Genomic DNA, 25,949 nt, shown 5'->3' with positions numbered 1-25,949 from the left:
CCGTGTCGCTCACGATCGGAATCGTCGGTCTGCCGAATGTCGGCAAGTCGACCCTGTTCAACGCCCTGACCAAGAACGACGTCCTGGCGGCCAACTACCCGTTCGCCACGATCGAGCCGAACGTCGGCGTCGTCGGTGTCCCCGACCCCCGCCTGACGAAGCTGGCGGAGATCTTCAGCTCGCAGCGGGTCCTCCCGGCGACGGTCGACTTCGTGGACATCGCGGGCATCGTCCGCGGCGCGAGCGAGGGTGAGGGCCTGGGCAACAAGTTCCTGGCGAACATCCGCGAGTCGGACGCGATCTGCCAGGTCATCCGCGCCTTCAAGGACGAGAACGTCGTGCACGTCGACGGCAAGGTCTCGCCGAAGGACGACATCGAGACGATCAACACCGAGCTGATCCTCGCCGACCTGCAGACGATCGAGAAGGTCCTGCCGCGTCTGGCGAAGGAGGCGCGCATCAAGAAGGACGTGGCCCCCAAGGTCGCGGCGGTCGAGGCGGCGAAGGAGATCCTGGAGCGCGGCGACACGCTCTTCTCGCAGGGCATCCTCCAGGGCTCGGACAAGGCGGAGCTCCTGCACGACCTGCACCTGCTGACCACGAAGCCGTTCCTCTACGTCTTCAACGTGGACGAGGACGAGCTGACGGACGACACCTTCAAGGACGAGCAGCGCGCGCTGGTCGCCCCGGCCGAGGCGATCTTCCTCAACGCCAAGCTGGAGCAGGACCTGGCGGAGCTGGACGAGGAGGACGCCATGGAGCTCCTCCAGTCGGTCGGCGCGGAGGAGCCGGGCCTGGCGAGCCTGGCCCGCGTGGGCTTCGACACCCTGGGCCTCCAGACCTACCTGACGGCAGGCCCGAAGGAATCCCGCGCCTGGACGATCAAGAAGGGCGCGACGGCCCCGGAGGCGGCCGGCGTGATCCACACGGACTTCCAGAAGGGCTTCATCAAGGCCGAGGTCATCTCCTTCGCCGACCTCGTGGAAACGGGCTCGGTAGCCGAGGCCCGCGCGGCGGGCAAGGCCCGCATGGAGGGCAAGGAGTACGTCATGCAGGACGGCGACGTGGTGGAGTTCCGCTTCAACGTCTGAGCGGATGAAATGACACCACGCCGCTGACGTGGGTAAACCTGCAGTTCAGAAGGGGTCGACTTCCGAGGAGGTCGACCCCTTCGTCGTCACCGTGCTGGATGGGTGCTGGACCTCCTGACGCTAGATCAGTCGGCGTCAGGTGTCGTAAACGGTGGACCGGTGTCCCGCGTGAACGGCCCAGGCCACCAGCTCGCCGTTGTCGATGGTGTAGACGACGCGGTAGTCGCCGACGCGCAGGCGGCGGCGCTCGGGCTGGGACACGAGTGCGGTGGTGTCGAAGCAGAGGGGGTCGGTCTCCAGCTCGGTCAGCTTGGCCAGGATGCACAGCGCCATGTCGCGGGGGATCTTCCGAAGCTCGGCCTGCGCCTCGGGGCGGAAGACGGTTCGGTGCTCACTCATCGCGCGCCAGCGTCTCCCTCACGATGTCCTCGATCGGGATGCCGGGCGCGGGGTTGGCCATGCGCTCGTCGATGATCCGGTTGATCTCGCGCTCTTCCCACTCCTGGTACTTGCGCAGCACCTCGATGGAGACGACGGCGGCGACTTCCTTGCCCCGGCGCGTGATCACCGTGGGTACGTCGTCCCGATCGGCGCGCTCCACGACCTCGGCCAGGTGAGCACGCGTACCGCGTGACCCACGTGTACACGACGGCTGGACCTGTGGTCGTCGTGGTGTGCTGTTGTCCGGTTTCTCTATTTTCTCGTCACCGAGTCATGGCCGAGAGTCGTCCTCGACGAACGGAGATCAGCATGTCGTACCCCCCGGACCGCTATCACGGTGAGAAGGGCGAGATCAGCGCTTCCTTCCGCCCCGTCGGCGCCCCCGCCGAGCTCACCGTCCCCAATGGGACGCAGACGCACTATCTGGCCACCACCGCCTCCACCGGCGGTGAGTTCGGGCTGTACCGGGTCGACATGACCCCGCGTGCCGGCGGTCCCGCCACCCATTTCCACAAGACGATCTCCGAGAGCTTCTTCGTCCTCGACGGGACGGTGCGGCTCTTCGACGGTGACCGGTGGGTCGACGCCGAGAAGGGGGACTTCCTGTACGTGCCGACCGGTGGGCTGCACGCCTTCCGTAACGAGTCGGACGAACCCGCGTCGTTCCTGATCCTCTTCGCGCCCGGCGCGCCCCGCGAGGAGTACTTCGAGAAGGTCGGGACGGTCGCCGGGATGACCGAGGAGGAGCGGAGGGAGTTCTTCCTCAAGCACGACACGTACTGGACGGACTGAGGCCGGTCTTCGCTCCCGCTCCGCACAGCGGCAGCACCGTCAGTCCTTCCCGCCCCGGCGCCGCGCGCACCGCCGCCCAGCACGCCACGCCCGTCGACTCGACGAACAGCCCGCGCCGCGCCAGGTCCACCTGCGCGGTGTGGAGCTGATCCTCCGTCACGGTCAGGAAGGTCCCGCCCGTCGCCCGTACCGCCCGCAGGATCTGGCCGGCGCGCGGCGGGTTCGGGATCGCGATGCCCTCGGCGAGGGTCGGGCGTACGGTCGCGGGTGCGAGGATCTCGTCCGCGCCCGCGTGGAACGCCGCGGCCAGCGGGGATACCGCCTCGGCCTGTACGGCGACCAGGGCGGGGCGCGTGTCGACGAGCCCGTGCCCGTACAGCTCCTCGACGGCCAGCGCGGCCCCGAGGAGGAGCGTGCCGTTGCCGACGGGGACGACGATCGTGTCCGGGAGGCGGCCGCCGAGGTCCTCCCAGAGCTCGTACACGTACGTCTTGGTACCGTGCAGGAAGTGCGGGTTGTATACGTGCGAGGCGTAGAACGTGCCCGGCTCGTCGGCGGCCGCGCGCGCCGCCCGCGCGGTGGCCTCGCGGTCGCCGGGCACGACGGTCAGCCGCGCGCCGTGCGCCCGGATCTGCTCCAGCTTCTTGGCGGACGTGCCCTCCGGTACGTACACGACGCAGTCGAGGCCCGCCCGCGCGCAGTAGGCGGCGATCGCCGTGCCCGCGTTTCCGCTGCTGTCGGCGAGGACGCGGCGAGGGGAGAGCCGGCGGGCGAGCTCGGCGAGCATGACCGCGCCGCGGTCCTTGAAGGACAACGTCGGCATCAGGAAGTCGAGTTTGGCCGAAACACCGTCGGTGAGCGGCACGAGCGGGGTGCGGCCCTCGCCGAGGGTCACCCGCGGCGTTTCGGTCGCGAGCGGGAGTGCCTCCTCGTAACGCCACAATGAATTCACGCGTGACCCCAGGGACGTGAGTGAAACCGGGGCGCTCGTGAATTCGAGATCCCAGGGTCCGTGACACCGCGGACAACGCCAGGTGAGGGCGTCGACGGGGGAGTGGACCCGGCATCGGGGGCACACGTAGGCGGTCATGAGCGCCAGCATGTCAGCTGTGTGGCACACGTGTGACGAGGCGTTCGAGACCCTTGTGAGATTCCTATGGATCCGTCAATCTTTCGCTCGGCAGCCGGATGTACGAGACGGTGTGGACACTTCACGGTGTCTTGTCATGTCCCTGCCGTACCCCCACAGCAACGCACCACCTATGAGGAGGATCCCTCACATGTCAGTGATGCGTGATTCGCGGCGCAGACTCGCCGCGGCCAGCGCCATAGCCGTCGCCGCCCTGGCCCTCGGCACCGCCGCCACCTTCCCCGCCACCGCGGCCGAGGCCGCTCCGGAAGGCGTGATCCAGAACGCCGGGGCCCCCGGGACGATCGACGGCAGCTACATCGTCACCCTGAAGGAGTCCGCCCCGGCGGAGACCTCGAAGGGCCGGGCGGTCGCGGCCAAGCACGGCGCCAAGATCAAGAAGACGTACACCTCGGCGCTCAACGGTTACAACGTCGAGCTCTCCGAGGCGCAGGCGAAGAAGCTCGCCGCCGACCCCTCGGTTGCCTCCGTCGTGCAGAACCGCGTCTTCACGGTCGACGGTACGCAGCCCTCACCGCCGTCCTGGGGCCTGGACCGGATCGACCAGCGGGCCCTCCCGCTGAACCAGAGCTACACCTACCCGGACAGCGCGGGCCAGGGCGTCACGGCGTACATCATCGACACCGGTGTGCGGATCTCGCACAGCGACTTCGGCGGCCGCGCCTTCAACGGCTACGACGCCATCGACAACGACAACGTCGCCCAGGACGGCCACGGCCACGGCACGCACGTCGCCGGCACCGTCGCGGGATCCTCCTACGGTGTCGCCAAGAAGGCCAAGATCGTCGGCGTCCGCGTCCTCAACAACCAGGGCTCCGGCACCACCGCGCAGGTCGTCGCGGGCATCGACTGGGTGACCCAGAACGCCGTGAAGCCGGCCGTCGCCAACATGAGCCTCGGCGGTGGCGTCGACTCCGCGCTCGACACCGCCGTGCGCAACTCGATCGCCTCCGGCGTCACCTACGCCGTGGCGGCGGGCAACGACAGCTCCAACGCCTCCAACTACTCGCCGGCGCGGGTCTCCGAGGCCATCACGGTCGGCTCCACGACCAACACCGACGCCCGCTCCAGCTTCTCCAACTACGGCAGCGTGCTGGACATCTTCGCCCCGGGCTCGTCGATCACCTCGGCCTGGAACACGAACGACACGGCCACCAACACCATCTCCGGCACGTCGATGGCCACCCCGCACGTCGCCGGCGCTGCCGCCGTCCACCTCGCGGACAACCCCTCGGCCACCCCGGCCCAGGTGTCGACGGCGCTGACCAACGCCGCCACGCCGAACGTGGTCGGCAACCCCGGCTCGGGCTCGCCGAACAGGCTCCTCTTCGTCGGTGGCGGCGGCACCACCCCGCCGCCCGGCAAGAAGTTCGAGAACGCCGCGGACTATGCCATCGCCGACAACGCGACCGTCGAGTCCCCCGTCACCGTCAGCGGCGTCACGGGCAACGCGCCCGCCTCCCTGCAGGTGCCCGTGAACATCGTGCACACCTACATCGGTGACCTCCAGGTCCAGCTGATCGCCCCTGACGGCACGGCGTACACGCTGAAGGGGTACGGCACCGGCGGCAGCTCCGACAACATCAACACCACGTACACGGTCAACGCCTCCTCCGAGGTCGCGAACGGCACGTGGAAGCTGCGGGTCAGCGACAACGCGAACTACGACACCGGGAAGATCGACTCCTGGGCGCTCCAGTTCTGAGCGATCCGGCTGAACCCCGATAGACCCGAGTTTTGACAGATCCAGATAGGTCCCGATGAACAAGGGGCGGTCGCCGGCATCGGCGACCGCCCTCTCGTGCGCGTCAGGGGGAGCCGAGCAGCGCGTACATGGTCTCCCTGGGGAGGGCCGGGTTAGCGGCCGCCTCGCCGGACAGCGCCTCGTCTTCAAGGAGTTGAAGAAGCCGCTTCCGGGGGAGGGCGGGATTCCGAGCCGCCCCGGCACGCACGCGTGCGTCGGGGTCCCGCGTGAGCGCGTCGGCGAGCTCCGGGTCCGCCTCCGGGTCGAGCGTGGCCAGCAGGCGTACGGCGGGGTCGTCGGCGGTTCCGAAGCGGGCGCCGAGGCCGACGGCCGGGAACTGCGGAAGGTCCAGCAGGCGGTCGCGGTACCGCCCGGTGTACTCCAGATAGCAGCGCAGCAGGAGCTCCGGCGGCGCGGCGGGGTGGAACTGCGCCAGGAGCACCCGGACCCCCAGGTCGTCGTCGGCCGCGAGGAGTGCGACGACATCGGCGGGCAGCTCCGGGTTGTGCGCGACCCGACGCCGCAGCAGGGGGTGGGCGGACCGGGCGTGGGCGAGCGGGGCGCGGTACGGGTCCTCGCCCAGCTGGAGGTCCCCGAGCGGGGGGACGACGTAGTCGACGGCCGCGCGCTCGTCCTCGGTGAGCTCGGGGCGTACGGAGACGGCCGTACGGACCTCCGGGTCGGGATCGCGGGCCAGCAGGTCCACCAGCCCGCGGGGAAGTTCCTCGCGCCGGGCGACCTCCCGCCGGGTCTTGGCGTCGCCGACGCGGGCGACGTGCGCGACGGCGTCCGGCGGGGTGCTGTAGTTGTGCGCCAGGCACCACAGGTCGTCGTCGGCCCGCTCCCGGAGCAGCTCGTCGACGACGGCTCGGGAGAGCCGGCAGTTGACGAGGATGTGGTGGTACGCATGCCCGCCCGCGGGCATGGCGCGCAGCCGTCGCTCCATCTCCTGGGCGTCGTCCTCCGCCGTCACATGGGCCAGCATCCGCTCGGCGGAGGCGCGTACGTCCGGGTCGGGGTCGGCGAGCAGGGCCGCTCTGCGTTCCTCGGGGAGGTGTCGCCATACGCCGGTGCCGAACCTGCGGATCGCGGCGACGGGGTGGGTGGCGGTCGCCAGGCGGAAGCGGAAGGGGACCTGGCGGGAGAAGGCCAGCGCATCGAGGTCCTGGTTGTCGTAGGTGGCGTACATGCGCTCGATGACGTGGTCGGGCAGGTGCCGGGGCCACGCGTCCTCTCCCGGTCCGCCGGCGAGCATCACGTGTACGTGCCAGATCTCGTCGTCGACGACCCGCCCACGCACCTCCCCGGGCACATGGGGGTTCCGCGCGAGCGCGGCACGCACGCGTGGCTGCGGATGCGAGAGGATCGCGTCCACGACCTCATCGGGCAGTTCCCGGCGGTACCGGCACAGGGCGGACCAGGCCGTCGCGTACTCCGGTCCGAGCAGCCGCAGGAGGATGTCGACGGGGGCGGCCGGGTTGAGCGCGAGGCCCGCCAGAGCCGTCGGTGTCCCGATCGCCGTGGATGTCACCCGTATACCGTCCCCGCCTCTGGACCACGTACGATGCGCGCGCCCGATCGCACGTTCGCACCGCCCGCCCGCACAGGAGCACCGTACTCGTGGAGTCCTCCCAGCCGCCCCAGGATTCTCAGCCACCCCGCCAGGAATGGCCGGCCCCCGAGCCGTCCCACCCGACGGCCGCTCCGGGCGCTCAAGGCATCACGCCCCCTCAAGGCATCACGCCCCCTCAGGGCGTCCCCGCGGCTCCGGGGCCGTACAACGCCAACCCCTACGCCCCGTACGGCCCCTACGGGCCCGGCGCGGCTCCCGTTCCCTACGCCACCTCGCAGACCACCACCAACGGTCTCGCCATCGCCTCCCTGGTCTCCGGTGTCGTCTGCTGCCTCCCGCCCCTGGGGCTGATATTCGGCCTGATCGCCCTCCCGCGGATCAGGAAGAGGAACCAGACGGGCAAGGGAATGGCGATCGCGGGCATCGTGCTGTCCTCGCTCAGCTGCGTCCTGATGGTCGTCGGCCTGGCGACCGGCGTCCTCGGTGAGGCGTGGAACGGCCTGCGGAAGGGCGTGGACGAGGCGGCGAGTTCGAGGTCCGCGTTCTCGCTGCGTACGGGCCAGTGCTACAACGTCGACGGCGAGGTCGAGGCCGATACCTCGGCCGTCCAGATCGTCGACTGCGAGCAGGAGCACGAGGGCGAGGTCACCGGCGGCTTCCGGCTCACCGGCTTCACCAAGTGGCCGGGCGAGAAGGCGATCGACGAGGTCGCGACCGAGCGCTGCTCGGACATCGGCAACACGTACGCGCTGGACACCTGGGCCTTCCCCGAGGACGTGTACGACTTCTACTACATGCCGTCCCGGGCCAGCTGGCGCGCCGGGGACCGCGCCGTGACCTGTGCGTTCATCGTCGACGGCGGCGAGCCGATGAGGGGTTCGCTGCGCAGCGACAAGACCACCCTCGACGCCCACCAGCTCCACTTCCTCACGAGCATGAACCCGATCGACTCCGCGCTGAACGAGGAGCTGGAGGCGGACGCGGACGAGGACCTGGCCGGCAACCAGGCATGGGCGCGGAAGGTCCACGGCACCCTCACCGCGGCGAGCAGGGGCCTGAGGAGCCATGCCTGGCCGACGGCCGTCGCGCCGCGCGCCGCCGAGCTGGCCAAGGAGCTGGACGCCTCCGCGAAGGAGTGGGACAAGCTCGCGAAGGCGACCGACAAGGACGCCTTCTGGGAGCAGTACGACATCGCTTACGACGGGACGTTCTGGGAGGCGGAGTCCGAGGTGCGCGGCGCCCTGGAGCTGGCGGCGACGCTGGAGTCCGGCACGTCGGCCTGAGGGCCGTGAGGCGGGCGTCGCCACGCCTCCCGCGAGACGAACGGGGCGCCGGGCCTCCCGAGGGGGAGACCCGGCCCCCGCGCACGCGCCACGCGCGCGTGGCGGGCATGTACCCGGGCACGCGCGCGTGACGGGTGCGTGCGTAGGGCCTAGCGGCGGCCGAGGCCGCGGTCGACGGCGGTGATCAGCTCGCCGTCGGGGGTGTCCCCGTCCAGCGACCAGAACATCGCGCCGCCGAGACCCTTGGCGCGCACGTACGCCGACTTGGTGAGCAGCACCAGCGGGTCGTCGTACGTCCACAGGGTCGTGCCGTCGAAGAGCCAGGCGTGGCCGGTGCGCCAGTCGCGGTGCACGGAGTACGTCCCCGAGTCCGCGAGCTTCCTCAGCGCCTCGTAGTCCTCGCTCCCGTTCGCCCAGGCGCCCGGGGCGGGGCCGGTCGCCGGCTGTCCGAGCCCGTCGCCGCCGCCCGTGACGCCCGTCCAGCCCTGGCCGTAGAACGGCATGCCCACCACGAGCTTGTGGGCGGGCGCGCCGCGCCGCAGCCAGTCGTTCACGGTCTGGTCGACGCTGAAGTCGCCGCGCTGGGCGAAGAGCGCCGACTGCTGGGCCGTCGTGGTCTCCCAGGAGCCGTGGAAGTCGTAGCCCTGGAGGTTCACGAAGTCGAAGTCCCGCATGATCTTGGGGACTTCGAAGCCGGCGTCGATCTTGGCGGGGGCGGTGGGGACGAAGGCGGTCAGCTCGTAGTGCTTGCGCTTGCCGTGTCGCTGCGCGGACTTCGCGTACGCGTCGAGCTGGGTGCGGAACTCCCGTACGAGCGCCGTGAAGTTCTGCTTGTCCTCGGGGCGGAAGACGGTGTCGACGTCGCCGGCCGAGCCGGGCCACTCCCAGTCGAGGTCGATGCCGTCGAAGAGACCCGTGGCGGCTCCCGCACCGCCACGGGCGCCGTCGGCGGGCAGGTTGCCCTTGATGTAGAGATCGATGCAGGAGGAGACGAGGGCCCTGCGGGAGGCGGGGGTGCGGGCCGCGTCGGAGAAGTGGGTGGACCAGCTCCAACCTCCCAGCGATATCAGGACCTTGAGGCCCGGGTGCTTCGCCTTGAGTTCGCGCAGCTGGTTGAAGTTGCCGGCGAGGGGCTGGTCGGAGGTGTCGGCGACGCCGTCCACGGAGCCGGCCGCGTCGAGCGGGCGTACGTAGTCGGCCCACGCGTCGGCCTCTCCGGGCACATTGCCCGTGAAGCACTTCCCTTCCGTACTCACGTTGCCGAAGGCGTAGTTGATGTGGGTGAGCTTGGCCGCCGTACCGCTCGTCTCCAGATCCTTGACCTGGAAGTTCCGTCCGTAGACGCCCCATTGGGTGAAGTAGCCGACGCGCTTGTACGAGGCGCGGCTGTCGGTGTGCGACGGGCGGCTGTCGGTGTGCGACGCGGAGTCGGCGCCCGCGGCGGGGGCGAGGGTGGCCACGAGACCGAGGGAGAGGGCGGCGATCGTCAGTCGGGAGAGAGTTCTTCGACGCATGAGGCTCGTTTCCTGTGCGTGTGCCGGAAGGGAGCTGTGCTCACAGGAAAGTATTGGTCTGGACCATTGCGGTCAAGGCTTCGGTGGAGATCCGGCTGCTATACCCGGGGTAAACGCAGGCGTAAAGGTGAATCATCACTTCGGGTGAAACCTTGGCCCATGCTTGCGGGTGGACACCGAGGGTTGTCAGTCTGTAGCTGTCCGTCAACCTGAGGGGAGTGTCCAGTGACGTTCGGTGAGCAGCCCGCCTATCTTCGCGTGGCGAGCGATCTTCGAGAGAAGATCGCCAACGGCTCGCTTCCGCCGCATACCCGACTCCCCTCGCAGGCGCGCATCCGTGAGGAGTACGGGGTCTCGGACACCGTGGCTCTGGAGGCCCGCAAGGTGCTGATGGCCGAGGGGCTCGTCGAGGGGCGCTCGGGTTCGGGGACGTACGTCCGGGAGAGGCCGGTGCCGCGCCGCATCGCCCGCTCCGGGTACCGCCCGCCGTCCGGCGCCAACCCGTTCCGGCAGGAGCAGGCGGCGGACGGCGCGCGCGGCACATGGGAGTCCAGCAGCGAGCAGGAGTACGCGAGCGCGGTGGTGGCCGCCCGGCTCGACATCGAGCCGGGGGAGCGGGTGATGCGGACGCGGTACGTGTACCGGGACGCGGGCGAGCCGATGATGCTCTCCACCTCCTGGGAGCCGCTCGCGGTCACCGGCCGGACGCCCGTGATGCTGCCCGAGGAGGGGCCGCTCGGCGGCTGCGGGGTCGTGGAGCGGATGGCGGCGATCGACGTGGTCGTGGACAACGTGGTGGAGGAGGTCGGCGCCCGACCGGGGCTCGCCGAGGAACTCCTGGCGCTCGGCGGCGTGCCCGGCCATGTGGTGATGGTCGTCGAGCGGACGTACTACGCGTCGGGTCGGGCGGTGGAGACGGCCGACGTCGTGGTCCCGGCCGACCGCTACCGCATCGCCTACCACCTGCCGGTGCGGTGACCGGCGCGGCGCCCGGGTGGTGACCTGAGGGTGATCGGGAGTTGATGGCAGGTCAGCTGTCGTGATCGAGAGGCGGTCCCGGTCGGCGACGGGCTGGCATGTCCCTGGCCGGCGCCGCTGAGGAGCATGTTCGCGGCGCTGGGGAAGCTGCCCGGCTGCCCTGCCGACCGTCCCCGCCCCCGTCCCCACCCCCGTCCCCACCCCCACCCCCGGGGTCTGATCTTCGGCCTCCCTTCGTCGGTTCCCGGCCGGATCCGTACCTCTTTGTGAAATCCCATATCCGCTGTGTAAAGGTCAGGCGTAAGGTCGGGCATATGCGGATTGCCATTTCAGGGAGATCCTTAGAGAGGTTCGGACCGGCGGAGGGAGATGCCCGATGACCGACAGTGGTCCTGTCCTGCCCTGGCTGGTCATACGGCAGGACGACAGCGGCAACCGCTATCGGGTCGGGCGGTACGCGACGCAGGACGAGGCGCAGAAGGTCGCCGACAGCCTCGATGACCGGGGGCACAAGCAGCTCTACTGGGTGGAGCGCATCGGCCAGCCCGCGGTCTGACCCCCGCGGCGGCGCACTCCGGCCGTGATCCGGCCGCACCCCGACCCGCACTGCGACCCGTGCGGGTTACGCTCCGGCCCATGACTGAACGCAGTGCCGACCACGTGGCCGACCACGTGGTCGTGGTCGCCGGAGCCGTGTACGACAGGGGGCGTCTGCTCGCCGCCCGCCGCAGCGCCCCCGCCGAGCTGGCGGGCCGTTGGGAGCTGCCCGGCGGCAAGCTGGAGCCGGGGGAGAGCGCCGAGGAGGCGCTGGTCCGGGAGTTGCGCGAGGAACTCGGCGTGGAGACGGAGCCCGGCGAGCGCATCCCCGGCGAGTGGCCGCTGAAGCCCGGATACGTCCTCCAGGTGTGGACGGCCCGGCTGCTCTCCGGTGAGCCCCGCCCGCTGGAGGACCACGACGAACTGCGCTGGCTCGCCCGCGACGAGCTCGACTCCGTCGACTGGCTCGACCAGGACCGGCCCGCCGTGGCCGAAGCCGGGCTGCGTCTGCCGCCCGTCGCCGCCGGCGGAGCGCGCGGCTGAGGCTTACGCCGTTCGTACCACCGTGCGCCCCCTGGTACACGCCTCGCGATACCCGCCCCAAATATCGGGTATGTGCTGATTGACCCCCCGAATAGGACGTGGGCCTCCCTTCTGGTGATGGGCTGGGGAAGTGATCGGGCGTGATCGACACCGAAGGCGACTGTGTCGAGTGGAACTTCCCTGCCGAGGCCGACGTCGTCCGCACCGCGCGTCACGCCGTACGCGACGCGCTGCGGACCTGGCGGATCGACCCGGCGGTGGGTGACGTCACCGTCCTCCTCGTGAGCGAACTCGTCACCAACTCCCTGCGCTATGCCTCCGGCCCGATCGGCGTCCGGATCGTCCACCTGCCGCCGGACGGCGAGAACACCGACCACCGCCCCGCCCTGCTCGTGGAAGTCTCCGATCCACTTCCGGATCCGCCCACCGAGCGTCCCGCCGGACCCGACGACGAGGGAGGGCGCGGTCTCCAGCTCGTGGCCTGTTCCGCACGTCGCTGGGGCACGCGAAAAGGCAGAACGGGCAAGACAGTGTGGTTCGAGCTGGCCCTGCCGGGTTAAGAGAGGGGAGGGACAACGATCACCAAGGGCTCGGCCGGAAATGAACGAGACCACCCTGTGATCGTGAACGTCGTGCCGTCGGGGGCCGTAGTGCTGAATACTGCGGGCATGGCCGGTCCGGTGCGGTGAGCTGGAGGGGACGGTCGCGTGAGCGAGATACCTGAGACGGCGAGCGGCTTCGTGTGGCAGAGCAGCCCGCCCGGCTCGATCTATGACTACATCAGGGTCGCCTCCTTCTCGATCGGGCCCGACGGGCTGGTCGATCAATGGAGCCGACGGGCCGTGGACCTCTTCGGCGTGCCCGCCGAGGAGGCCATGGGCAAGGATCCGGTCGAGGCCTTCATGCCTGCCGACCTGCGGGAACGCGGACGCCGCCGCGTCGCGGAGATCCTCGACGGCAGGGAGTGGACGGGGCTCGTTCCCTTTCGGATACCCGGGCAGACCCGACGCGAGCACCGTGACGGAATCGCCGAGATGTACGTCATGCCGAGCCAGACGCCGACGGGGGAGCGCGCCGCGCTGTGCATCGTCGTCGACGTGCGGGCACTGCGGCACATCGAGACCGACCTCGCCGCCTCCCAGGCGATTTTCGGCCAATCCCCTTTCGGGTTTCTGCTCTTCGGTACCGACCTCACCGTGAAGCGCGCCAACCAGCGCTTCGCCGCCGTCTTCGGCGGCTCGGCCGACGACCACCGGGGCCGCACCGTCCACGACTACCTCTCGCGGCCCGAGGCCGACCGTATGACCGCCGCGCTCCAGCGCGTCCTGGAGACCGGTGAGTCCGTCACCGAGCTGCAGATCGTCGGCGCCCCTCCGGGCTCCCACGACCGGCGCCACTGGTCGATCAACCTCTACCGGGTGCACAGCGGCTCCGGCCGGCCCGTCGGTGTCGCCGGTCTCGGCATCGACGTGACGCGCCGCCACAGCGCGGCCCGCGAGGCGGCCAACGCCCGCCGCAACCTCGCCCTCCTCAACGAGGCCGGCGCCCGTATCGGCAACTCCCTCGATCTGGAGGCGACCGCCCGCGAACTGCTCGACGTGGCCGTGCCCGGCTTCTGCGACCTCGCCTCCGTCGACCTCTACCAGGGTCTGCTGACCGGCGACGAGGCTCCCCCCGGGCGGTGGGGGAACTCCCACGACGTCGGCTACGGGGCGGGCAGCGCCGAACTGCGCCGGGTCGCCTTCGCCAGCGCCGTCTCCGACACGCCCCTCCGGAGCCCCGCAGCGACCGTCGGCACGGACGCGAGCGGCGGCTGTTGCGGCACCGGCCCCGTCGAGGTCGGCTCCGTCCACCGCTACCCGTTCAACTCGCCCTGCGCCGGGGCGCTCCGCACCGGACAGGTGAGGGCCGTACCCGGTGGCGACGGAAGTCTCGTCCAGTCCACGCTCGTGGTGCCGATGGTCGCCCACGACACCGTCGTCGGGCTCGTCCAGTTCTCCCGTACCAAGGGCAGCGAGCCCTTCGGTGAGCGGGACCGGGCCCTCGCCGTCGAACTGGCCGCCCGCGCGGCGGTCTGCATCGACAACGCCCGCCTCTACCGCCGCGAACACGAGCGGGCCCTGATCCTCCAGCGCAGCCTGCTCCCGCCCGGCGACCCCGAGGCCGCGGGCCTGGACATCGCCTGCCGCTATCTCCCCGGCACCGCCGCCACGGAGGTCGGCGGCGACTGGTTCGACGTCATCGAACTCCCCGGCCATCGCACCGCCCTGGTCATCGGGGACGTCATGGGTCGCGGCCTGCGCGCCGCCGTCGCCATGGGCGAGCTGCGGACCGCCGTCCGCACCCTGGCCCAGCTCGACCTGGAACCCGCCGAGGTCCTCTCCCACCTCGACGAGATCGCCCGCGGTCTCGGCGCCCCGGCGGGAGCCCAGCAGAGCGCCCGCGCCCACAAGGCCCGTGGACCGGAGCTCTCCGAGGTCTACCTCGCCACCTGCGTCTACGCCGTCTACGACCCCGTCACCCGGCGCTGCACCTTCGCCAACGCCGGCCACCTTCCGCCGGTCCTCGTCGAACCGGGCGAGAAGGCCCTGCTGCTCGACGTGCCCCCGGGGATGCCGCTCGGCGTCGGCGGTGAGCCGTTCGAGGAGGTGGTGGTCGAAGTCCCCGAGGGCTCTCTGCTCGCCCTCTACACCGACGGACTCGTCGAGTCCCGCGACCACCCCCTCGACGAGGGGCTCAGCGCCTTCCGCAACGCGCTCACAGACGCGGCCCTGCCCCTCGAAGACGTCTGCGACCGGGTGCTGAGCACCCTCGACACCGAGCACGGTGAGGACGACATCGCCCTCCTGATGGCCCGTATCCAGGGACTGCCGTCCGACGCGGTGGGCGACTGGCGGCTGCCCAGCGAGCCCCGCTCGGTCGGCCGGGCCCGCGAACTGGCCCGCGCCCAGCTCACCGCCTGGGACCTCGAACCCCTGGTGGACACCGTCGAACTGCTCGTCAGCGAACTGGTCACCAACGCCCTGCGTTACGGCGAGGGCGAGATCCGGCTCCGGCTCCTGCGCGACCGCACGCTGGTCTGCGAGGTCTGGGACGCCGGGCTCGTCCAGCCGCGACGGCGCCGCGCCCGGGACACCGACGAAGGCGGGCGTGGACTGCAGCTGGTCGGGCTCCTCAGCGCCGCCTGGGGCTCGCGCCGCACCCCCCGGGGCAAGACCGTCTGGTTCGAACTGCCCCTGCCGGACGGCGACGGGGTGGCCGAACCGACCGTGGAACAGCTGCTGAGCATGTTCTGACCGCCGACGCACCACCCCGCGGGCCGCCCGTGCCCCCACCCTGCGGGCGCGGCCGTACGGCGCCCGTGCCCGCGGGGGCCGCGCTACCCCTTGAGCGCGGCGAGCCGCGCCTCGATCTCGGCGCTGTCGCCGAGCGCGTCCAACTGCTCGAACTGGGCGTCCAGCGAGGAGGCGGCCAGCTCCTGCTTGCCCATCGCCCTCGCCTCCTCGCGGCGCACCTTGTCCTCGAAGCGGCTCAGATCGCTCGTCGGATCCAGCACGTCGATGTTCTTCACGGCGTCCATCATCCGGTTCTGCGCCTGCGCGGACTTGGCCCGGGCAACCAGCTCGTCGCGTTTGGCCTGGAGCTCGCCCAGCTTGGCCTTCATCTGGTCGAGGCCGGTCCGCAGTTTCTCCACCACCTCGGTCTGCGCCGCGATCGTCGGCTCGGCGGTCCTCGCCTCCTTCTCCGACTGGAGCTGGCGGCCCAGCGCGACCTTCGCCAGGTTGTCGAACCGGTCCGCCTCCGCCGTCTGCCCGCCGGCCCGCAGCTCGTCGCCCTTCCTGCTCGCGGCCAGGGCCTTCTCGCCCCACTCCTTCGCCGCGCCCACGTCCTCCCGGTGGTCCTGCTCCATGAGCCGCAGATTGCCGATCGTCGTCGCCACGGCCTCCTCCGCCTCCGTGATGTTGTTGCTGTAGTCGCGGATCAGCTGGTCCAGCATCTTCTGCGGGTCCTCGGCCTGGTCCAGCAGCGCGTTGATGTTGGCCTTCGCCAGCTGGGTGACTCGGCCGAGGATGGTCTGCTTGGTCATGGTCCTTCTCCTTGAACGCGACGAACACAAAGCGCGCGATGAGCGCGATGAGCGCGGTGACGCGGTGAGCCTCGGAGGGTCAGAAGCGCCCGCCGCCGCCCAGCCGGCCGCGGGTTCCACCGCCGCCGAAGCTGCCGGGTCCGCCACCGAACCCGCCCCCGCCGAAACCGCCACCGAACCCCCCGCCATGGCCACCGCCTCCCCTTCCGCCGCCGAACAGTCCGCCGAGGATGATGCCGCCGAGCACCGCACCGCCGAGCCCGCCGCCACCTCCTGCCCCTGTTACACCGCCCAGGCCGTTCGGGTTCCCGTACGTCCGGACGTCCTGCTCGGCGAGGTCCTGCGCCCGCCGGGCCAGCGCGTCCGCCTGCTGGGCCTCGGTGAGGGCCGCCTGCGGGTCGTCGGCGGCCGCGAGCGCCCCGGCCTTCTCCAGCCGGCGCTGGGCCTCGGCCAGGCGGGTACGGGCCTCGCTGCCCACGGCGCCGCGGTGGGTGGTGATGTAGTCGGCGGCCGCCCCGATCGCGGAACGGGCGGTCAGCATCGCCTGGTCGAGGAGCGCGCGGGCGCGCCGCGTGCCCGACTCGCGCTCCCGTGCGCCCGCCAGCGCCTCGTCGAGCGCCGTGTCGGCCTCCTCGATCCGGCGCAGCGCGTCCATCGGGTCGTAGTGGCCCGCGTCGAGCGTCCGCCGGACATCGGCGACGACCGCCTCCGCGCGGGCGATACGGCCCTGGAGGTCGGCGGTGGAGACCTCCTCGGCCGTGCCCTGGAGCAGTCCGCGCGCGTCGGCGAGGTCGGCCTCGGTCTCGGTGAGCGCGGTCGTCAGCTTGCCCACGGCCTCCGCCAGTTCCTGCGCGCGCCGGTCCACGGCCTCGCTCAGCCGGGCCGCCTGGTCCACGGCCCCCTCGGCCGCCCGGATGTGGACGGCCGCGACGCCGTTCTCGCCCGCGTCGACGGCCTGCCGCGCCTGGCTCAGGTGGGTCGTCGCGAACACCAGCCGGTCCTTGGCCTGTTCGACGTCGCTCGCCACGGGGGAGGCCGCCGACTCGGCGTACCGCTCCCGCATCGCCACCAGCGTCGCCTCCGCCGTGCCGACGCGTCCGGTCTGCTCGTGGAACGCGGCCTCGGCGTGGGTCAGCGCCTCCGGGGCGTTGCGCTCCAGGGCCCGCAACCGGTCGAAGGAGTCGGACTCGGCGTCCAGGCGCGTGTTCGCCTCTTCGCAGCGCCGCATGATCTCGTCGAGCATCGACCGGCGAGTCGCGTCGTCCTCGGGGAAGGCGTCGTCGAGCTTCTGCCGCAGCCGGAACGCGGCCGTCAGCTCGTCCTTCGCGAACGCCATCGCCTCGGTGAAGGGCAGGACCGCCTCCTCGCCGAACTGGGCGGTCGCGAAGCCGAGTTCCTCCTGGCTCGTGCGGACGGCGTCGTCCGTGGCGACCAGCGCCTGCCGGGCCTGGCCGTCCAGCTCGGGGAGCGGGATCTGCGCGGGCGCCTTCGGAGCACCCCAGCCCTGTCCGCCCGGCGGCTTCGCGCCCGTCCCCGCACCCGGCCCTGCTCCGGCCCGCCGGCGGCGCCTGGTCCAGGCGTACGCCGCGACGGCCCCGGCCCCGCCGACGAGGACGACCGGCAGCACCAGGTCCGTTCCCGAGGTGGAGTCGGCCGCCGCGCCGCCGGGGTCGGGGGCGCCGGGGGTGATCGCGGGGGCGGGCACGGGCTGTCCGGCGAGTACCGCGTCGTAGCCGTCGGCCGCGCCGATCGCGGCGCCCGCCCAGTCGTTCTGCCGGAGTGCGGGTTCGACGGCGGTCCGGGCGACGTCGTCGAGCTGCGCCTGGGTGAAGGGGGAGTCCGGGTCGGCCGAATAGCCGTACTGCCGGTCGTGGGTGGCCACCGCGAGCAGGAGGTCGTCGACGCCCAGGCCGTTGCGTGCGGCCGTGGCGTCGGCCCAGCTCTGTCCCGAGCGCCCGGAGAAGTCCCGTACGTAGACGACGAAGAGCTGCACCCGCCGGTCGTCGTAGAGCTTGTCGAGGGCCCGGACGACCGCGCCGCGGCGGTCGCCGAGCGCGCCCACCGTGTCGGTGATCTGGCCCTCGCGGGACAGCACGACGGGGTCGTCGGCACGGGCGCCGTGAACGGCGGGCACGGTCAGCCACCACGCCGCCACCAGCACCGCGAGGAGGGCTCGGGTGGCTGTTCGCGTCACATGGGGAGGTTATGTCCCGATCTGTTCACTCGCGACCGGGCGGAACCCGAATCACTGCCCCGAGCGTCACTGTCGGTGGCCGCCGCTACGGTGGCGATCACGAGGGGACGACGATCTTGGGGGCTCGGGTGAACGGACGCGTACGCGGCTGGTGGAGGCGGGGGCGCTGGGTCGCGCTCGGCCTCGCCCTGCTCCTGGTCCTGCCCCTGGCCGGCAGCGCGCTCGCGCTGCGCGTCAACTACGCGGGCGACCTCCAGGAGGGGACGAAGACCCGCGGCAAGGACGCGATCTGGCTGGGCCACGCCTGGGTGGACGGCAGGAAGAAGGACACCGACCTGGCGGACTTCGCGGCCCGCATCAAGGGGACGGGGATACGTGACCTCTACGTCCACGCCGGTCCGCTGGAGCACGACGGCACCCTGCCCGCGGCCCGCTACCCCCGGGCGGCCTGGCTGATCGAGAGCGTGCACCGCACGATGCCGGGCATACGGGTGCACGCCTGGCTGGGAGACATCCTGGCCACGGAGGGGCCCGAGGGGCTGCGCCTGGAGGACGCCGCCTCGCGGACCGCCGTGGTGGGTTCGGCCCGGCAGATCATCGACGCCGGATTCGACGGGGTCCACTTCGACCTGGAGCCCCTGCTCTCGGACGACGCGGACTACCTGTCCCTCCTCGACGACCTCGGCGAGCTGACCAGGGCCCGAAAGGTCCCGCTCTCCGTGGCCGCCCACCAGATCGACCCGCTGCCCGCCCTGCACTCGGTGAACGGCGCGGTCAGCGGCAGCGAGAAGTGGTGGTCGCAGGAGTTCTTCGGCCAGGTCGCCCGCCGCGTCGACCAGATCGCCGTCATGTCGTACGACACGTGGATGCCGCTGGAGAGCCTGTACGGCGGGTACGTGGCCCAGCAGACCAGCCTCGCCCTGGAGGTCACGCCCGAGGGCACCGACCTCCTGATGGGCCTGCCGTTCTTCCACGAGGACGACCTCGGCCACCACGACTCGGCCGAGACCGTCGCGGCCGCGATCCGCGGCACCCGGCTTGGCCTGGGGCGCACGGACCGCGACCGCGAGCGGTTCGGCGTCGCGCTGTACGTCGACTTCGCGGCGAAGGAGGAGGACTGGACGGCCTACCGCGAGGGCTGGCACTGACGCCATGGCCGGCACTGACGCGAGGGCCGGCACTGACGCGAGGGCCGGCACTGACGCCTGCCCCGGCCCGACAGCGACAGCCCTACCCCTCCCGTCGCCGGATCTTGTCGCCCAGCCACACCAGCGGGTCGTACTTGCGGTCGACGGCCCGCTCCTTCAGCGGGATCAGGGCGTTGTCCGTGATCTTGATGCCCTCCGGGCAGACCTCGGTGCAGCACTTGGTGATGTTGCAGTACCCGAGGCCGTGCTCGTCCTGCGCCGTCCGCCGCCGGTCGTGGCCCGCCTCCGCCGCCGCGTCCAGCGGGTGCATGTCGAGCTCCGCCACCCGCATCAGGAAGCGCGGCCCGGCGAACGCGGTCTTGTTCTCCTCGTGGTCCCGGACCACATGGCACGTGTCCTGGCACAGGAAGCACTCGATGCACTTGCGGAACTCCTGCGAGCGCTCCACGTCCATCTGCTGCATCCGGTACTCGCCAGGAGCGAGCCCCGCCGGCGGTGTGAAGGCCGGGATCTCCCGCGCCTTCGTGTAGTTGAAGGACACGTCCGTGACCAGGTCGCGGACGACCGGGAAGGCCCGCAGCGGAGTGATCGTGACGGTCTCCTCGCGGTCGAAGGTCGACATCCGGGTCATGCACAGCAGCCGCGGCCGCCCGTTGATCTCGGCCGAGCACGATCCGCACTTGCCCGCCTTGCAGTTCCAGCGCACGGCGAGATCCGGGGCCTGTGTGGCCTGCAACCGGTGGATGATGTCGAGGACCACCTCGCCGTCGTGCACCTCGACCGTGAAGTCCGTCAGGTCCCCGCCGTCGGTGTCGCCCCGCCACACCCGGAAGTGCGCGTCATAGGTACTCACTCGTACAGCTCCTCCTCGGCGAGGTACTTGACCAGCTCCTCCTTCTCGAACAGCTCCAGGAGGTCCGGACGGATGGCTTCCGTGCGCGTGCGTTCGAGGGAGACGCCGTCCTCCGCCGGGCGGCAGAGCAGGTTCACCGGCCGCCACGCCCGGTCCATCGACGGGTAGTCCTCCCGGGTGTGGCCGCCCCGGCTCTCGGTCCGCTCCAGTGCGGCCCGGGCCACGCACTCGCTCACGAGCAGCATGTTGCGCAGGTCGAGGGCGAGGTGCCAGCCGGGGTTGAACTGCCGGTGCCCCTCGACCCCGGCCCGCCGCGCCCGTTCGCGCAGCGTCGCGATCCGCTCGAGCGCCTCGGCCATCTCGCCCTCCCGCCGGATGATCCCGACGAGGTCGTTCATCGTCTGCTGGAGCTCCTGGTGGAGGGTGTACGGATTCTCGGCGGAGGGCTCCTCCGCCGCGCCGAACGGCGCGAGGGCCTCCGCGGCCGCCGCCTCGATGCCCGCCTCCGTGACGGGGGACGGCACGGCCGCCGCCGCGTACTCCGCCGCGTGCCACCCCGCCCGGCGGCCGAAGACCAGCAGGTCGGAGAGCGAGTTGCCGCCCAGCCGGTTGGAGCCGTGCATCCCGCCGGCCACCTCACCCGCCGCGAAGAGCCCCGGCACGCCGACCGTCGCGGCCGTGTCGGAGTCGACCGCGACACCGCCCATCACGTAGTGGCAGGTCGGGCCGACCTCCATCGCCTCCGCCGTGATGTCGACGTCCGCCAGCTCCTTGAACTGGTGGTACATCGAGGGCAGCCGCCGCTTGATCACCTCGGCCGGCATCCGGGTCGACACGTCCAGGAACACCCCGCCGTGCGGCGAGCCGCGCCCCGCCTTCACCTCGGCGTTGATGGCCCGCGCGACCTCGTCGCGCGGCAGCAGCTCGGGCGGGCGACGGTTGCTGTCCGGGTCCTCGTACCAGCGGTCGCCCTCGTCCTCCGTCTGCGCGTACTTCTCCTTGAAGACGTCGGGGATGTAGTCGAACATGAACCGCTTGCCCTCGGAGTTGCGCAGCACTCCGCCGTCGCCGCGCACGGACTCGGTGACGAGGATCCCCTTCACCGACGGCGGCCAGACCATCCCGGTCGGATGGAACTGCACGAACTCCATGTTCACCAGCGGAGCGCCGGCCAGCAGTGCGAGCGCGTGCCCGTCGCCGGTGTACTCCCAGGAGTTGGAGGTCACCTTGAAGGACTTGCCGATCCCGCCGGTCGCGAGGACCACGGCCGGCGCCTCCATGACGAAGAAGCGGCCGGTCTCCCGCTCGTAGCAGAAGACGCCCGCGACCCGCCCGGACTCGTCCCTCAGGACGCGGGTCACCGTGCACTCCTGGAAGACCTTCAGCCGGGACTCGTACTCCCCGGTCTCCCGGAAGTCCTCCTGCTGGAGGGCGACCGTCTTCTGCTGGAGCGTACGGATCAGCTCCAGGCCCGTCCGGTCGCCGACGTGCGCGAGCCGCGGGTACTCGTGTCCACCGAAGTTGCGCTGGGAGATCCGGCCGTCCGGCGTGCGGTCGAAGAGGGCGCCCCAGGCCTCCAGCTCCCACACCCGTTCCGGTGCCTCGCGCGCGTGCAGCTCCGCCATCCGCCACTGGTTGAGGAACTTCCCGCCGCGCATGGTGTCGCGGAAGTGGACCTGCCAGGTGTCGTGGGGGTTGGCGTTGGCCATGGAGGCGGCGATGCCGCCCTCGGCCATCACCGTATGGGCCTTGCCGAAGAGGGACTTGCAGATGACGGCCGTCCGCGCGCCCCGCTCGCGCGCCTCGATCGCGGCGCGCAGCCCGGCGCCGCCCGCGCCGACCACGACCACGTCCCACTGCTGCCGCTCGACTTGCGCCATGTCAGAAGATCCTCGGGTCGTCGAAGGTGCCGGTGGCGAGCAGGTACACGTAGAGGTCGCAGAGTGCGACGGAGAACAAGGAGGTCCAGGCGAGGAGCATGTGACGGGCGTTCAGCTTCCCGACCAGGTTCCACATGCGGTAGCGCACGGGATGCCGGGAGAAGTGCCGCAGCCGCCCGCCGACGATGTGCCGGCAGGAGTGGCAGGAGAGGGTGTACGCCCAGATCAGCACGGAGTTGATCAGGAAGATCACGGTCCCCAGACCCGCGTGGCCCCAGTCGTACGAGGAGTCCCGGAAGGTCAGCACGGTGTCGTACGTGAGGATCGCGGCGACCGGGAGCGCGGCGTAGAAGAAGTACCGGTGGATGTTCTGCAGGATCAGCGGGAAGCGGGTCTCGCCGGTGTACGTCCGGTGCGGCTCGGCGACCGCGCAGGCCGGGGGCGACGCCCAGAAGCCACGGTAGTACGCCTTGCGGTAGTAGTAGCAGGTCAGCCGGAAGCCGAGGGGGAAGACCAGGATCAGCAGGGCGGGTGAGAGGCCCCACCAGCTGCCGAAGATCTCCCAGTTGGGGCCGCCCTTCATAGGGACGCAGTTCTCGGCCAGACAGGGCGAGTAGAAGGGCGAGACGTACGGGGCCGCGTAGTAGTCGCTGTTGGCGAAGGCTCGCCAGGTGGAGTACGCGACGAAGGCAAGCAGTCCGGCGGCGGTGGCGGCCGGCGCCAGCCACCAGCGGTCGGTCCGCAGATGGGCGGGGGCGATGGCCGCACGGGAAGGGGACTGCACGCCGGTGGCGCGCACCCCCCTTCCGGTGGACGGCGGTTCGGTTCCTGTGGCCAAGGTCGGTCTCCTGGGAGGCGTTCGGCTGTCGGTCTCCTCGGGGTCCTCCAGCGGCTGCCGCTCTCCTGGAGGCCGTCACCCCCTAGGGGGTGACCGGTCCACCCCCTAGGGCGCGTGCCGGTCGCGTGCTCCCAGGCCCTCGTCGTCCGAATCCGTCCACAGCCCGCTGTCGTACGGCGTGTCGGGGATCGTCACGAGGTTCTCGGGCCGACCGGGGGCCGGTGGCGGGGCGCCGCCCCGCTCCGCCGCGATGCTGCGTTCCAGCTGGCCGACCGTGCGGACCAGGTCTTCGAGGCAGCGCTTGACGGCCGCCAAATCATCCTGAACGGACATGGGTTGCCCTCACTTCCGCGAATGCGGGTGGCGAACACGCGCCTGAGAGTGTCGCGCGTCACATCCCGCTTGTGAAGCCATGTGTACGGGATTCCACTCGTCCGGTGATCCGCGCCGCCCGACGGTTGGGCCGCACGGGTGGGTTTGTCCGCCCCGCCGACGTGTCGCCGTGGCCGGATCCGTTCCGTCCTTTTCAGTGTATGAGCAATAGGTGTGATCATCTCCAAATGCCATAAAACTGGACGAAGGGGTACAAGTCATGTCCCAGGTCGGCGCCCCTCGCGGGAGGACATGCTCCAGGAGCCCCCGCTCCCGCACGCTCCGCTCCGTCGCCACCCTCACGAGCGCGGTGCTCGCCGTCTCCGTCCTCGCCGGCTGCAGCTCCGACGGAGCCGACGAGACCCCGGCCGCCGCCCCGGACCACGCTCCGGCCGCCCGCGACAAGGTCGCCGACGGCGGCACGCTGAACTGGGCCGTGGACGCGATGCCCACTACGCTCAACGCCTTCCAGGCCGACGCCGACGGCGCCACCTCGCGCGTCGCCGAAGCCGTGCTCCCCGCCCTCTACACCCTCGACGGCCGCGGCCGGCCCCAGCGCAATGCGGACTACCTGGAGTCCGCGAAGGTGGTCGAGACGGAGCCGAAGCAGGTCGTCCTCTACAAGCTCAACCAGCAGGCGGTCTGGAGCGACGGCCGCGAGATCGGCGCCCCCGACTTCGTCGCGCAGTGGCGGGCCCTGAACGGCCGCGACACCGCGTACTGGACCGCCCGCAACTCCGGCTACGAGCGGATCGAGAAGATCGAGCGCGGCAAGGACGACCTGGAGGTACGGGTCACCTTCGCCAAGCCGTACGCCGACTGGCAGTCCCTCTTCACCCCCCTCTATCCGAAGGAGGTGATGGGCACCCCGAACGCCTTCAACGACGGCGCGCGCACGACCCTGAAGGCCACCGCAGGACCGTTCCTGCTGAAGGCGTCCGACCGTAAGGCCGCCACCGTCACGCTCGTCCGCAACCCCCGCTGGTGGGGACAGACCGCCAAGCTCGACCGGCTCGTCCTCAAGGCCGTACCGCGCGCCGAACGCGTCGCCGCGCTGGCCGACGGCAAGCTCGATCTGGCCGAGATCGACCGTCCGGCCGCCGACCGCATCGCGCTCGCCGTACGGGACGCCCGCTCCGGCAAGGGCGGCGCGCAGGCGCTCGCGCACGGCCCCGGCGCCGCGATCACCCCGTCGGCGGCCCTGAAGTCGTGGGCGCTCGCCAACGGCTCCGACCAGGAGAAGGCGGAGGCCGTCCAGGCCGCGCGCGAGAAGAACCAGCAGTCCATCGACCGGTACGCGGCCGAGCAGCGGGCGCTCGCGAAGTTCGTGGTCCGCAAGTCGCTGGAGCCCGCGTACACCCAGCTCTCGCTGAACGGCGAGAGCGGTCCGCTCGCCGACGAGCGGGTGCGCCGGGCGGTGGCGCGCGCGCTCGACCGCCAGGAACTGGCCGAATCCGTACTCAAGCCGCTGGGGCTGCCCGCCCGGCCGCCCGGCAGCCACCTGGCCCTGGCGGGGCAGGCGGCGTACGCGGACAGCAGCGACGCGCTCGGCGACCAGGACACCAAGGAGGCCCGGGCGCTGCTCGCGGACGCCGGCTGGGTGCCGGGCGGCGCGAACAAGAAGCCCGCGGGGACGAAGGCGGGCAGCGAGGCCGAGCAGAAGGCGGCCACGAAGCCCGACGCGAAGCCCGACGCGGACAAGGCCGCGGACAAGGCTGCTACGGAGTCCGAGTCCGGTACGAAGTCCGAGTCCGGGTCCGAGACGAAGGCCGACGCGGAGAAGACCGCCACCGAGTCCGGCACGAGCACCGACACCGGGACCGAGCCCGACGCCGACAAGGCCAAGAAGCCCGGGGCCGCCGACGCCGTCTCCGACGAGGGCCTCTACATCGTCGGTGACGGCAAGCCCGGCGACACCGCCCCCCACCTCGGCGCCTCGGGCCCCGAGAACGGCACCACCGTCCTCGCCCCCGCCCCCGGCGCGGCCCTGCAGAACATGGCGCTGCTGCGCCAGGCCGCCCTGCTCGACAGCGGGGCCGGAGCCCGGGCCGACTCCGGCGCCGCCGGTTCCGGGACCACCGAGGCCAAGGCCCAGAACCCGGCCCGGCCCGACCGGGGCGCCCCCGGGGCCTACGCCCCGGTCGGCACCGCCGCCCCCGCCGTTCCGGCGGCCGCCTCCCAGTCGCTCGGCAAGGACGGCAAGCCGCTCAGCCTGCGGTTCGTCCTGCCCTCGGGCCCCGGCTCGGAGTCGCTCCGTACCGTCGGCGAGAAGATCGTCCGGATGCTCGACGCGATCGGCATCGGCACCGAGGTCACCAAGGTCGCCGACGAGAGCTTCTTCAAGGACCACATCGCCTCCGGCGACTACGACCTGGCCCTCTACTCCTGGCCCGCCTCCGCCTTCCCGGCGACCGACGCCCGGCCGATCTTCGCCAAGCCCGAGGCGGCGTCGGACGGCTCCCTCCTGGTCGAGCAGAACTACGCCCGCGTCGGCACCGACCGCATCGACCAGCTGTTCGACCAGGCGGTGGCCACCCTGGACGAGGAGGAGGCCCGGGAGCTGGTCCGCCAGGCCGACGCCCGGATCTGGGCCGCCGCGGGATCGATCCCCCTCTACCAGCGCCCCCAGCTGGTGGCGGCCAAGCCCGAGATCGTGAACGCGGGTGCCTGGGGCTTCGCCGCCCCGCGCTACCAGGACATCGGGTTCAAGAAGCCCGAAACGGCCAACGGTGCGGAGCGCAACACCGAGAAGTAGCCATAAGTGCAGGTCACAACCTCAGATGCAGCTCAAGTTCCTTGCCCGTCGGTGCCCCCGGCGGGCAGGATCACGTCCGGCCCCTTGACCCGGCCGGTTCCGCACGCTCAGTGCTCCTCCTCACCCCCAGTGCACCGCACCACCGAGGCCACCCAAAACCTCCAGTAGACCCTCTC

22 protein-coding genes are annotated in these 25,949 nt (G+C 71.3%); 11 read left to right on the top strand and 11 right to left on the bottom strand.

Features of this window, described 5'->3' with window-relative positions; genetic code table 11:
• Positions 1 to 2 precede the first annotated feature (2 nt).
• Entirely contained in the window at positions 3 to 1,091 is a 1,089-nt protein-coding gene (gene ychF, locus M5362_RS20445) for a redox-regulated ATPase YchF (protein WP_260229086.1), read from the top strand.
• Positions 1,092 to 1,226: 135 nt separating this feature from the next.
• Here ychF and M5362_RS20440 read toward each other — a convergent pair whose 3' ends face one another.
• Both M5362_RS20440 and M5362_RS20435 read right to left on the bottom strand, forming a co-directional pair.
• The gene (locus M5362_RS20440; protein ID WP_260229085.1) at positions 1,227 to 1,490 is read right to left on the bottom strand and encodes a type II toxin-antitoxin system RelE/ParE family toxin; all 264 of its coding nucleotides are present in this window, start codon (positions 1,488 to 1,490) and stop codon (positions 1,227 to 1,229) included.
• Entirely contained in the window at positions 1,483 to 1,704 is a 222-nt protein-coding gene (locus M5362_RS20435) for a type II toxin-antitoxin system Phd/YefM family antitoxin (protein ID WP_260229250.1), read from the bottom strand. Before M5362_RS20435 ends, M5362_RS20440 begins: the two co-directional genes overlap by 8 nt.
• Before the next feature lie 137 nt (positions 1,705 to 1,841).
• Between M5362_RS20435 and M5362_RS20430 the strand changes: the two genes are divergently transcribed.
• The gene (locus tag M5362_RS20430) at positions 1,842 to 2,324 is read left to right on the top strand and encodes a cupin domain-containing protein (RefSeq protein ID WP_260229084.1); all 483 of its coding nucleotides are present in this window, start codon (positions 1,842 to 1,844) and stop codon (positions 2,322 to 2,324) included.
• On the opposite strand, the gene M5362_RS20425 is transcribed toward M5362_RS20430, so the two are convergent.
• Positions 2,296 to 3,426 (bottom strand): threonine synthase, encoded by a 1,131-nt coding sequence (locus M5362_RS20425; protein ID WP_260229083.1) that lies wholly within the window; start codon positions 3,424 to 3,426, stop codon positions 2,296 to 2,298. The two genes, M5362_RS20430 and M5362_RS20425, sit on opposite strands and share 29 nt — an antisense overlap.
• A 178-nt stretch (positions 3,427 to 3,604) precedes the next feature.
• Here M5362_RS20425 and M5362_RS20420 point away from each other — a divergent pair, with 178 nt between their 5' ends.
• Complete coding sequence (locus tag M5362_RS20420) at positions 3,605 to 5,179, top strand: S8 family peptidase (protein WP_260229082.1); 1,575 nt, start codon at positions 3,605 to 3,607, stop codon at positions 5,177 to 5,179.
• 103 nt (positions 5,180 to 5,282) lie between these two features.
• Here M5362_RS20420 and M5362_RS20415 read toward each other — a convergent pair whose 3' ends face one another.
• Positions 5,283 to 6,749, bottom strand: a complete 1,467-nt coding sequence (locus tag M5362_RS20415) for a translation initiation factor 2 (RefSeq protein ID WP_260229081.1) — start codon at positions 6,747 to 6,749, stop codon at positions 5,283 to 5,285.
• 89 nt (positions 6,750 to 6,838) lie between these two features.
• On the opposite strand from M5362_RS20415, the gene M5362_RS20410 reads away from it, so the two are divergent.
• On the top strand, positions 6,839 to 8,074 hold the full coding sequence (locus M5362_RS20410; RefSeq protein WP_260229080.1) for a DUF4190 domain-containing protein: 1,236 nt from the start codon (positions 6,839 to 6,841) through the stop codon (positions 8,072 to 8,074).
• 149 nt (positions 8,075 to 8,223) lie between these two features.
• Here the strand turns inward: M5362_RS20410 and M5362_RS20405 are convergent, their stop codons facing one another.
• Positions 8,224 to 9,588 (bottom strand): glycoside hydrolase family 18 protein, encoded by a 1,365-nt coding sequence (locus tag M5362_RS20405; protein WP_260229079.1) that lies wholly within the window; start codon positions 9,586 to 9,588, stop codon positions 8,224 to 8,226.
• 225 nt (positions 9,589 to 9,813) lie between these two features.
• Here M5362_RS20405 and M5362_RS20400 point away from each other — a divergent pair, with 225 nt between their 5' ends.
• The 5 genes from M5362_RS20400 to M5362_RS20380 all read left to right on the top strand — a co-directional run bounded on the left by M5362_RS20400 (position 9,814) and on the right by M5362_RS20380 (position 14,942).
• On the top strand, positions 9,814 to 10,566 hold the full coding sequence (locus M5362_RS20400) for a GntR family transcriptional regulator (protein ID WP_260229078.1): 753 nt from the start codon (positions 9,814 to 9,816) through the stop codon (positions 10,564 to 10,566).
• A gap of 376 nt (positions 10,567 to 10,942) precedes the next feature.
• A complete protein-coding gene (locus tag M5362_RS20395; protein ID WP_260229077.1) occupies positions 10,943 to 11,122 on the top strand; it encodes an SPOR domain-containing protein in 180 nt (59 codons plus the stop codon).
• A gap of 80 nt (positions 11,123 to 11,202) precedes the next feature.
• Positions 11,203 to 11,646 carry a (deoxy)nucleoside triphosphate pyrophosphohydrolase gene (locus tag M5362_RS20390; RefSeq protein WP_260229076.1) on the top strand — a complete coding sequence of 148 codons (444 nt, stop codon included), beginning with the start codon at positions 11,203 to 11,205 and terminating at the stop codon, positions 11,644 to 11,646.
• 140 nt (positions 11,647 to 11,786) lie between these two features.
• A complete protein-coding gene (locus M5362_RS20385; protein ID WP_260229075.1) occupies positions 11,787 to 12,206 on the top strand; it encodes an ATP-binding protein in 420 nt (139 codons plus the stop codon).
• Positions 12,207 to 12,353: 147 nt separating this feature from the next.
• Positions 12,354 to 14,942, top strand: coding sequence for a SpoIIE family protein phosphatase (locus M5362_RS20380; protein WP_260229074.1), 2,589 nt, complete (start codon positions 12,354 to 12,356; stop codon positions 14,940 to 14,942).
• Between the two features lie 83 nt (positions 14,943 to 15,025).
• On the opposite strand, the gene M5362_RS20375 is transcribed toward M5362_RS20380, so the two are convergent.
• Both M5362_RS20375 and M5362_RS20370 read right to left on the bottom strand, forming a co-directional pair.
• Positions 15,026 to 15,733, bottom strand: a complete 708-nt coding sequence (locus M5362_RS20375; protein ID WP_260229073.1) for a PspA/IM30 family protein — start codon at positions 15,731 to 15,733, stop codon at positions 15,026 to 15,028.
• Between the two features lie 79 nt (positions 15,734 to 15,812).
• Complete coding sequence (locus M5362_RS20370) at positions 15,813 to 17,927, bottom strand: TPM domain-containing protein (RefSeq protein ID WP_260229072.1); 2,115 nt, start codon at positions 17,925 to 17,927, stop codon at positions 15,813 to 15,815.
• Positions 17,928 to 18,055: 128 nt separating this feature from the next.
• Between M5362_RS20370 and M5362_RS20365 the strand changes: the two genes are divergently transcribed.
• A complete protein-coding gene (locus tag M5362_RS20365; RefSeq protein WP_260229071.1) occupies positions 18,056 to 19,075 on the top strand; it encodes a hypothetical protein in 1,020 nt (339 codons plus the stop codon).
• An 82-nt stretch (positions 19,076 to 19,157) separates the two neighbouring features.
• On the opposite strand, the gene M5362_RS20360 is transcribed toward M5362_RS20365, so the two are convergent.
• From M5362_RS20360 to M5362_RS20345, 4 genes are all read right to left on the bottom strand, one after another.
• On the bottom strand, positions 19,158 to 19,928 hold the full coding sequence (locus M5362_RS20360) for a succinate dehydrogenase/fumarate reductase iron-sulfur subunit (RefSeq protein WP_260229070.1): 771 nt from the start codon (positions 19,926 to 19,928) through the stop codon (positions 19,158 to 19,160).
• Positions 19,925 to 21,808: a fumarate reductase/succinate dehydrogenase flavoprotein subunit gene (locus M5362_RS20355; RefSeq protein ID WP_260229069.1), complete on the bottom strand. Its 1,884-nt coding sequence runs from the start codon at positions 21,806 to 21,808 to the stop codon at positions 19,925 to 19,927. The genes M5362_RS20360 and M5362_RS20355 overlap by 4 nt, the downstream gene beginning before the upstream one ends.
• A 1-nt stretch (position 21,809) precedes the next feature.
• Positions 21,810 to 22,646 carry a hypothetical protein gene (locus M5362_RS20350; protein WP_260229068.1) on the bottom strand — a complete coding sequence of 279 codons (837 nt, stop codon included), beginning with the start codon at positions 22,644 to 22,646 and terminating at the stop codon, positions 21,810 to 21,812.
• Between the two features lie 105 nt (positions 22,647 to 22,751).
• The gene (locus M5362_RS20345) at positions 22,752 to 22,979 is read right to left on the bottom strand and encodes a hypothetical protein (protein ID WP_260229067.1); all 228 of its coding nucleotides are present in this window, start codon (positions 22,977 to 22,979) and stop codon (positions 22,752 to 22,754) included.
• Between the two features lie 259 nt (positions 22,980 to 23,238).
• Here M5362_RS20345 and M5362_RS20340 point away from each other — a divergent pair, with 259 nt between their 5' ends.
• Entirely contained in the window at positions 23,239 to 25,773 is a 2,535-nt protein-coding gene (locus M5362_RS20340) for an ABC transporter family substrate-binding protein (protein WP_260229066.1), read from the top strand.
• Positions 25,774 to 25,949: the final 176 nt, after the last annotated feature.

This window comes from Streptomyces sp. Je 1-79 (genome assembly GCF_025195125.1).
Lineage (GTDB): Bacteria > Actinomycetota > Actinomycetes > Streptomycetales > Streptomycetaceae > Streptomyces.
The sequence above is the reverse complement of the archived record's forward strand: the minus strand, read 5'-3'. Positions and strand labels throughout refer to the sequence as shown.

Excerpts from the sequence above, each read along its gene's own strand:
- M5362_RS20390 (WP_260229076.1), top strand. The coding sequence starts at position 11,203 with ATGACTGAACGCAGTGCCGACCACGTGGCCGACCACGTGGTCGTGGTC.
- M5362_RS20405 (WP_260229079.1), bottom strand. The coding sequence starts at position 9,588 with ATGCGTCGAAGAACTCTCTCCCGACTGACGATCGCCGCCCTCTCCCTC.
- M5362_RS20395 (WP_260229077.1), top strand. The coding sequence starts at position 10,943 with ATGACCGACAGTGGTCCTGTCCTGCCCTGGCTGGTCATACGGCAGGAC.
- M5362_RS20420 (WP_260229082.1), top strand. The coding sequence starts at position 3,605 with ATGTCAGTGATGCGTGATTCGCGGCGCAGACTCGCCGCGGCCAGCGCC.
- M5362_RS20340 (WP_260229066.1), top strand. The coding sequence starts at position 23,239 with ATGTCCCAGGTCGGCGCCCCTCGCGGGAGGACATGCTCCAGGAGCCCC.
- M5362_RS20430 (WP_260229084.1), top strand. The coding sequence starts at position 1,842 with ATGTCGTACCCCCCGGACCGCTATCACGGTGAGAAGGGCGAGATCAGC.
- M5362_RS20425 (WP_260229083.1), bottom strand. The coding sequence starts at position 3,426 with ATGCTGGCGCTCATGACCGCCTACGTGTGCCCCCGATGCCGGGTCCAC.
- M5362_RS20345 (WP_260229067.1), bottom strand. The coding sequence starts at position 22,979 with ATGTCCGTTCAGGATGATTTGGCGGCCGTCAAGCGCTGCCTCGAAGAC.
- M5362_RS20440 (WP_260229085.1), bottom strand. The coding sequence starts at position 1,490 with ATGAGTGAGCACCGAACCGTCTTCCGCCCCGAGGCGCAGGCCGAGCTT.
- M5362_RS20355 (WP_260229069.1), bottom strand. The coding sequence starts at position 21,808 with ATGGCGCAAGTCGAGCGGCAGCAGTGGGACGTGGTCGTGGTCGGCGCG.
- M5362_RS20375 (WP_260229073.1), bottom strand. The coding sequence starts at position 15,733 with ATGACCAAGCAGACCATCCTCGGCCGAGTCACCCAGCTGGCGAAGGCC.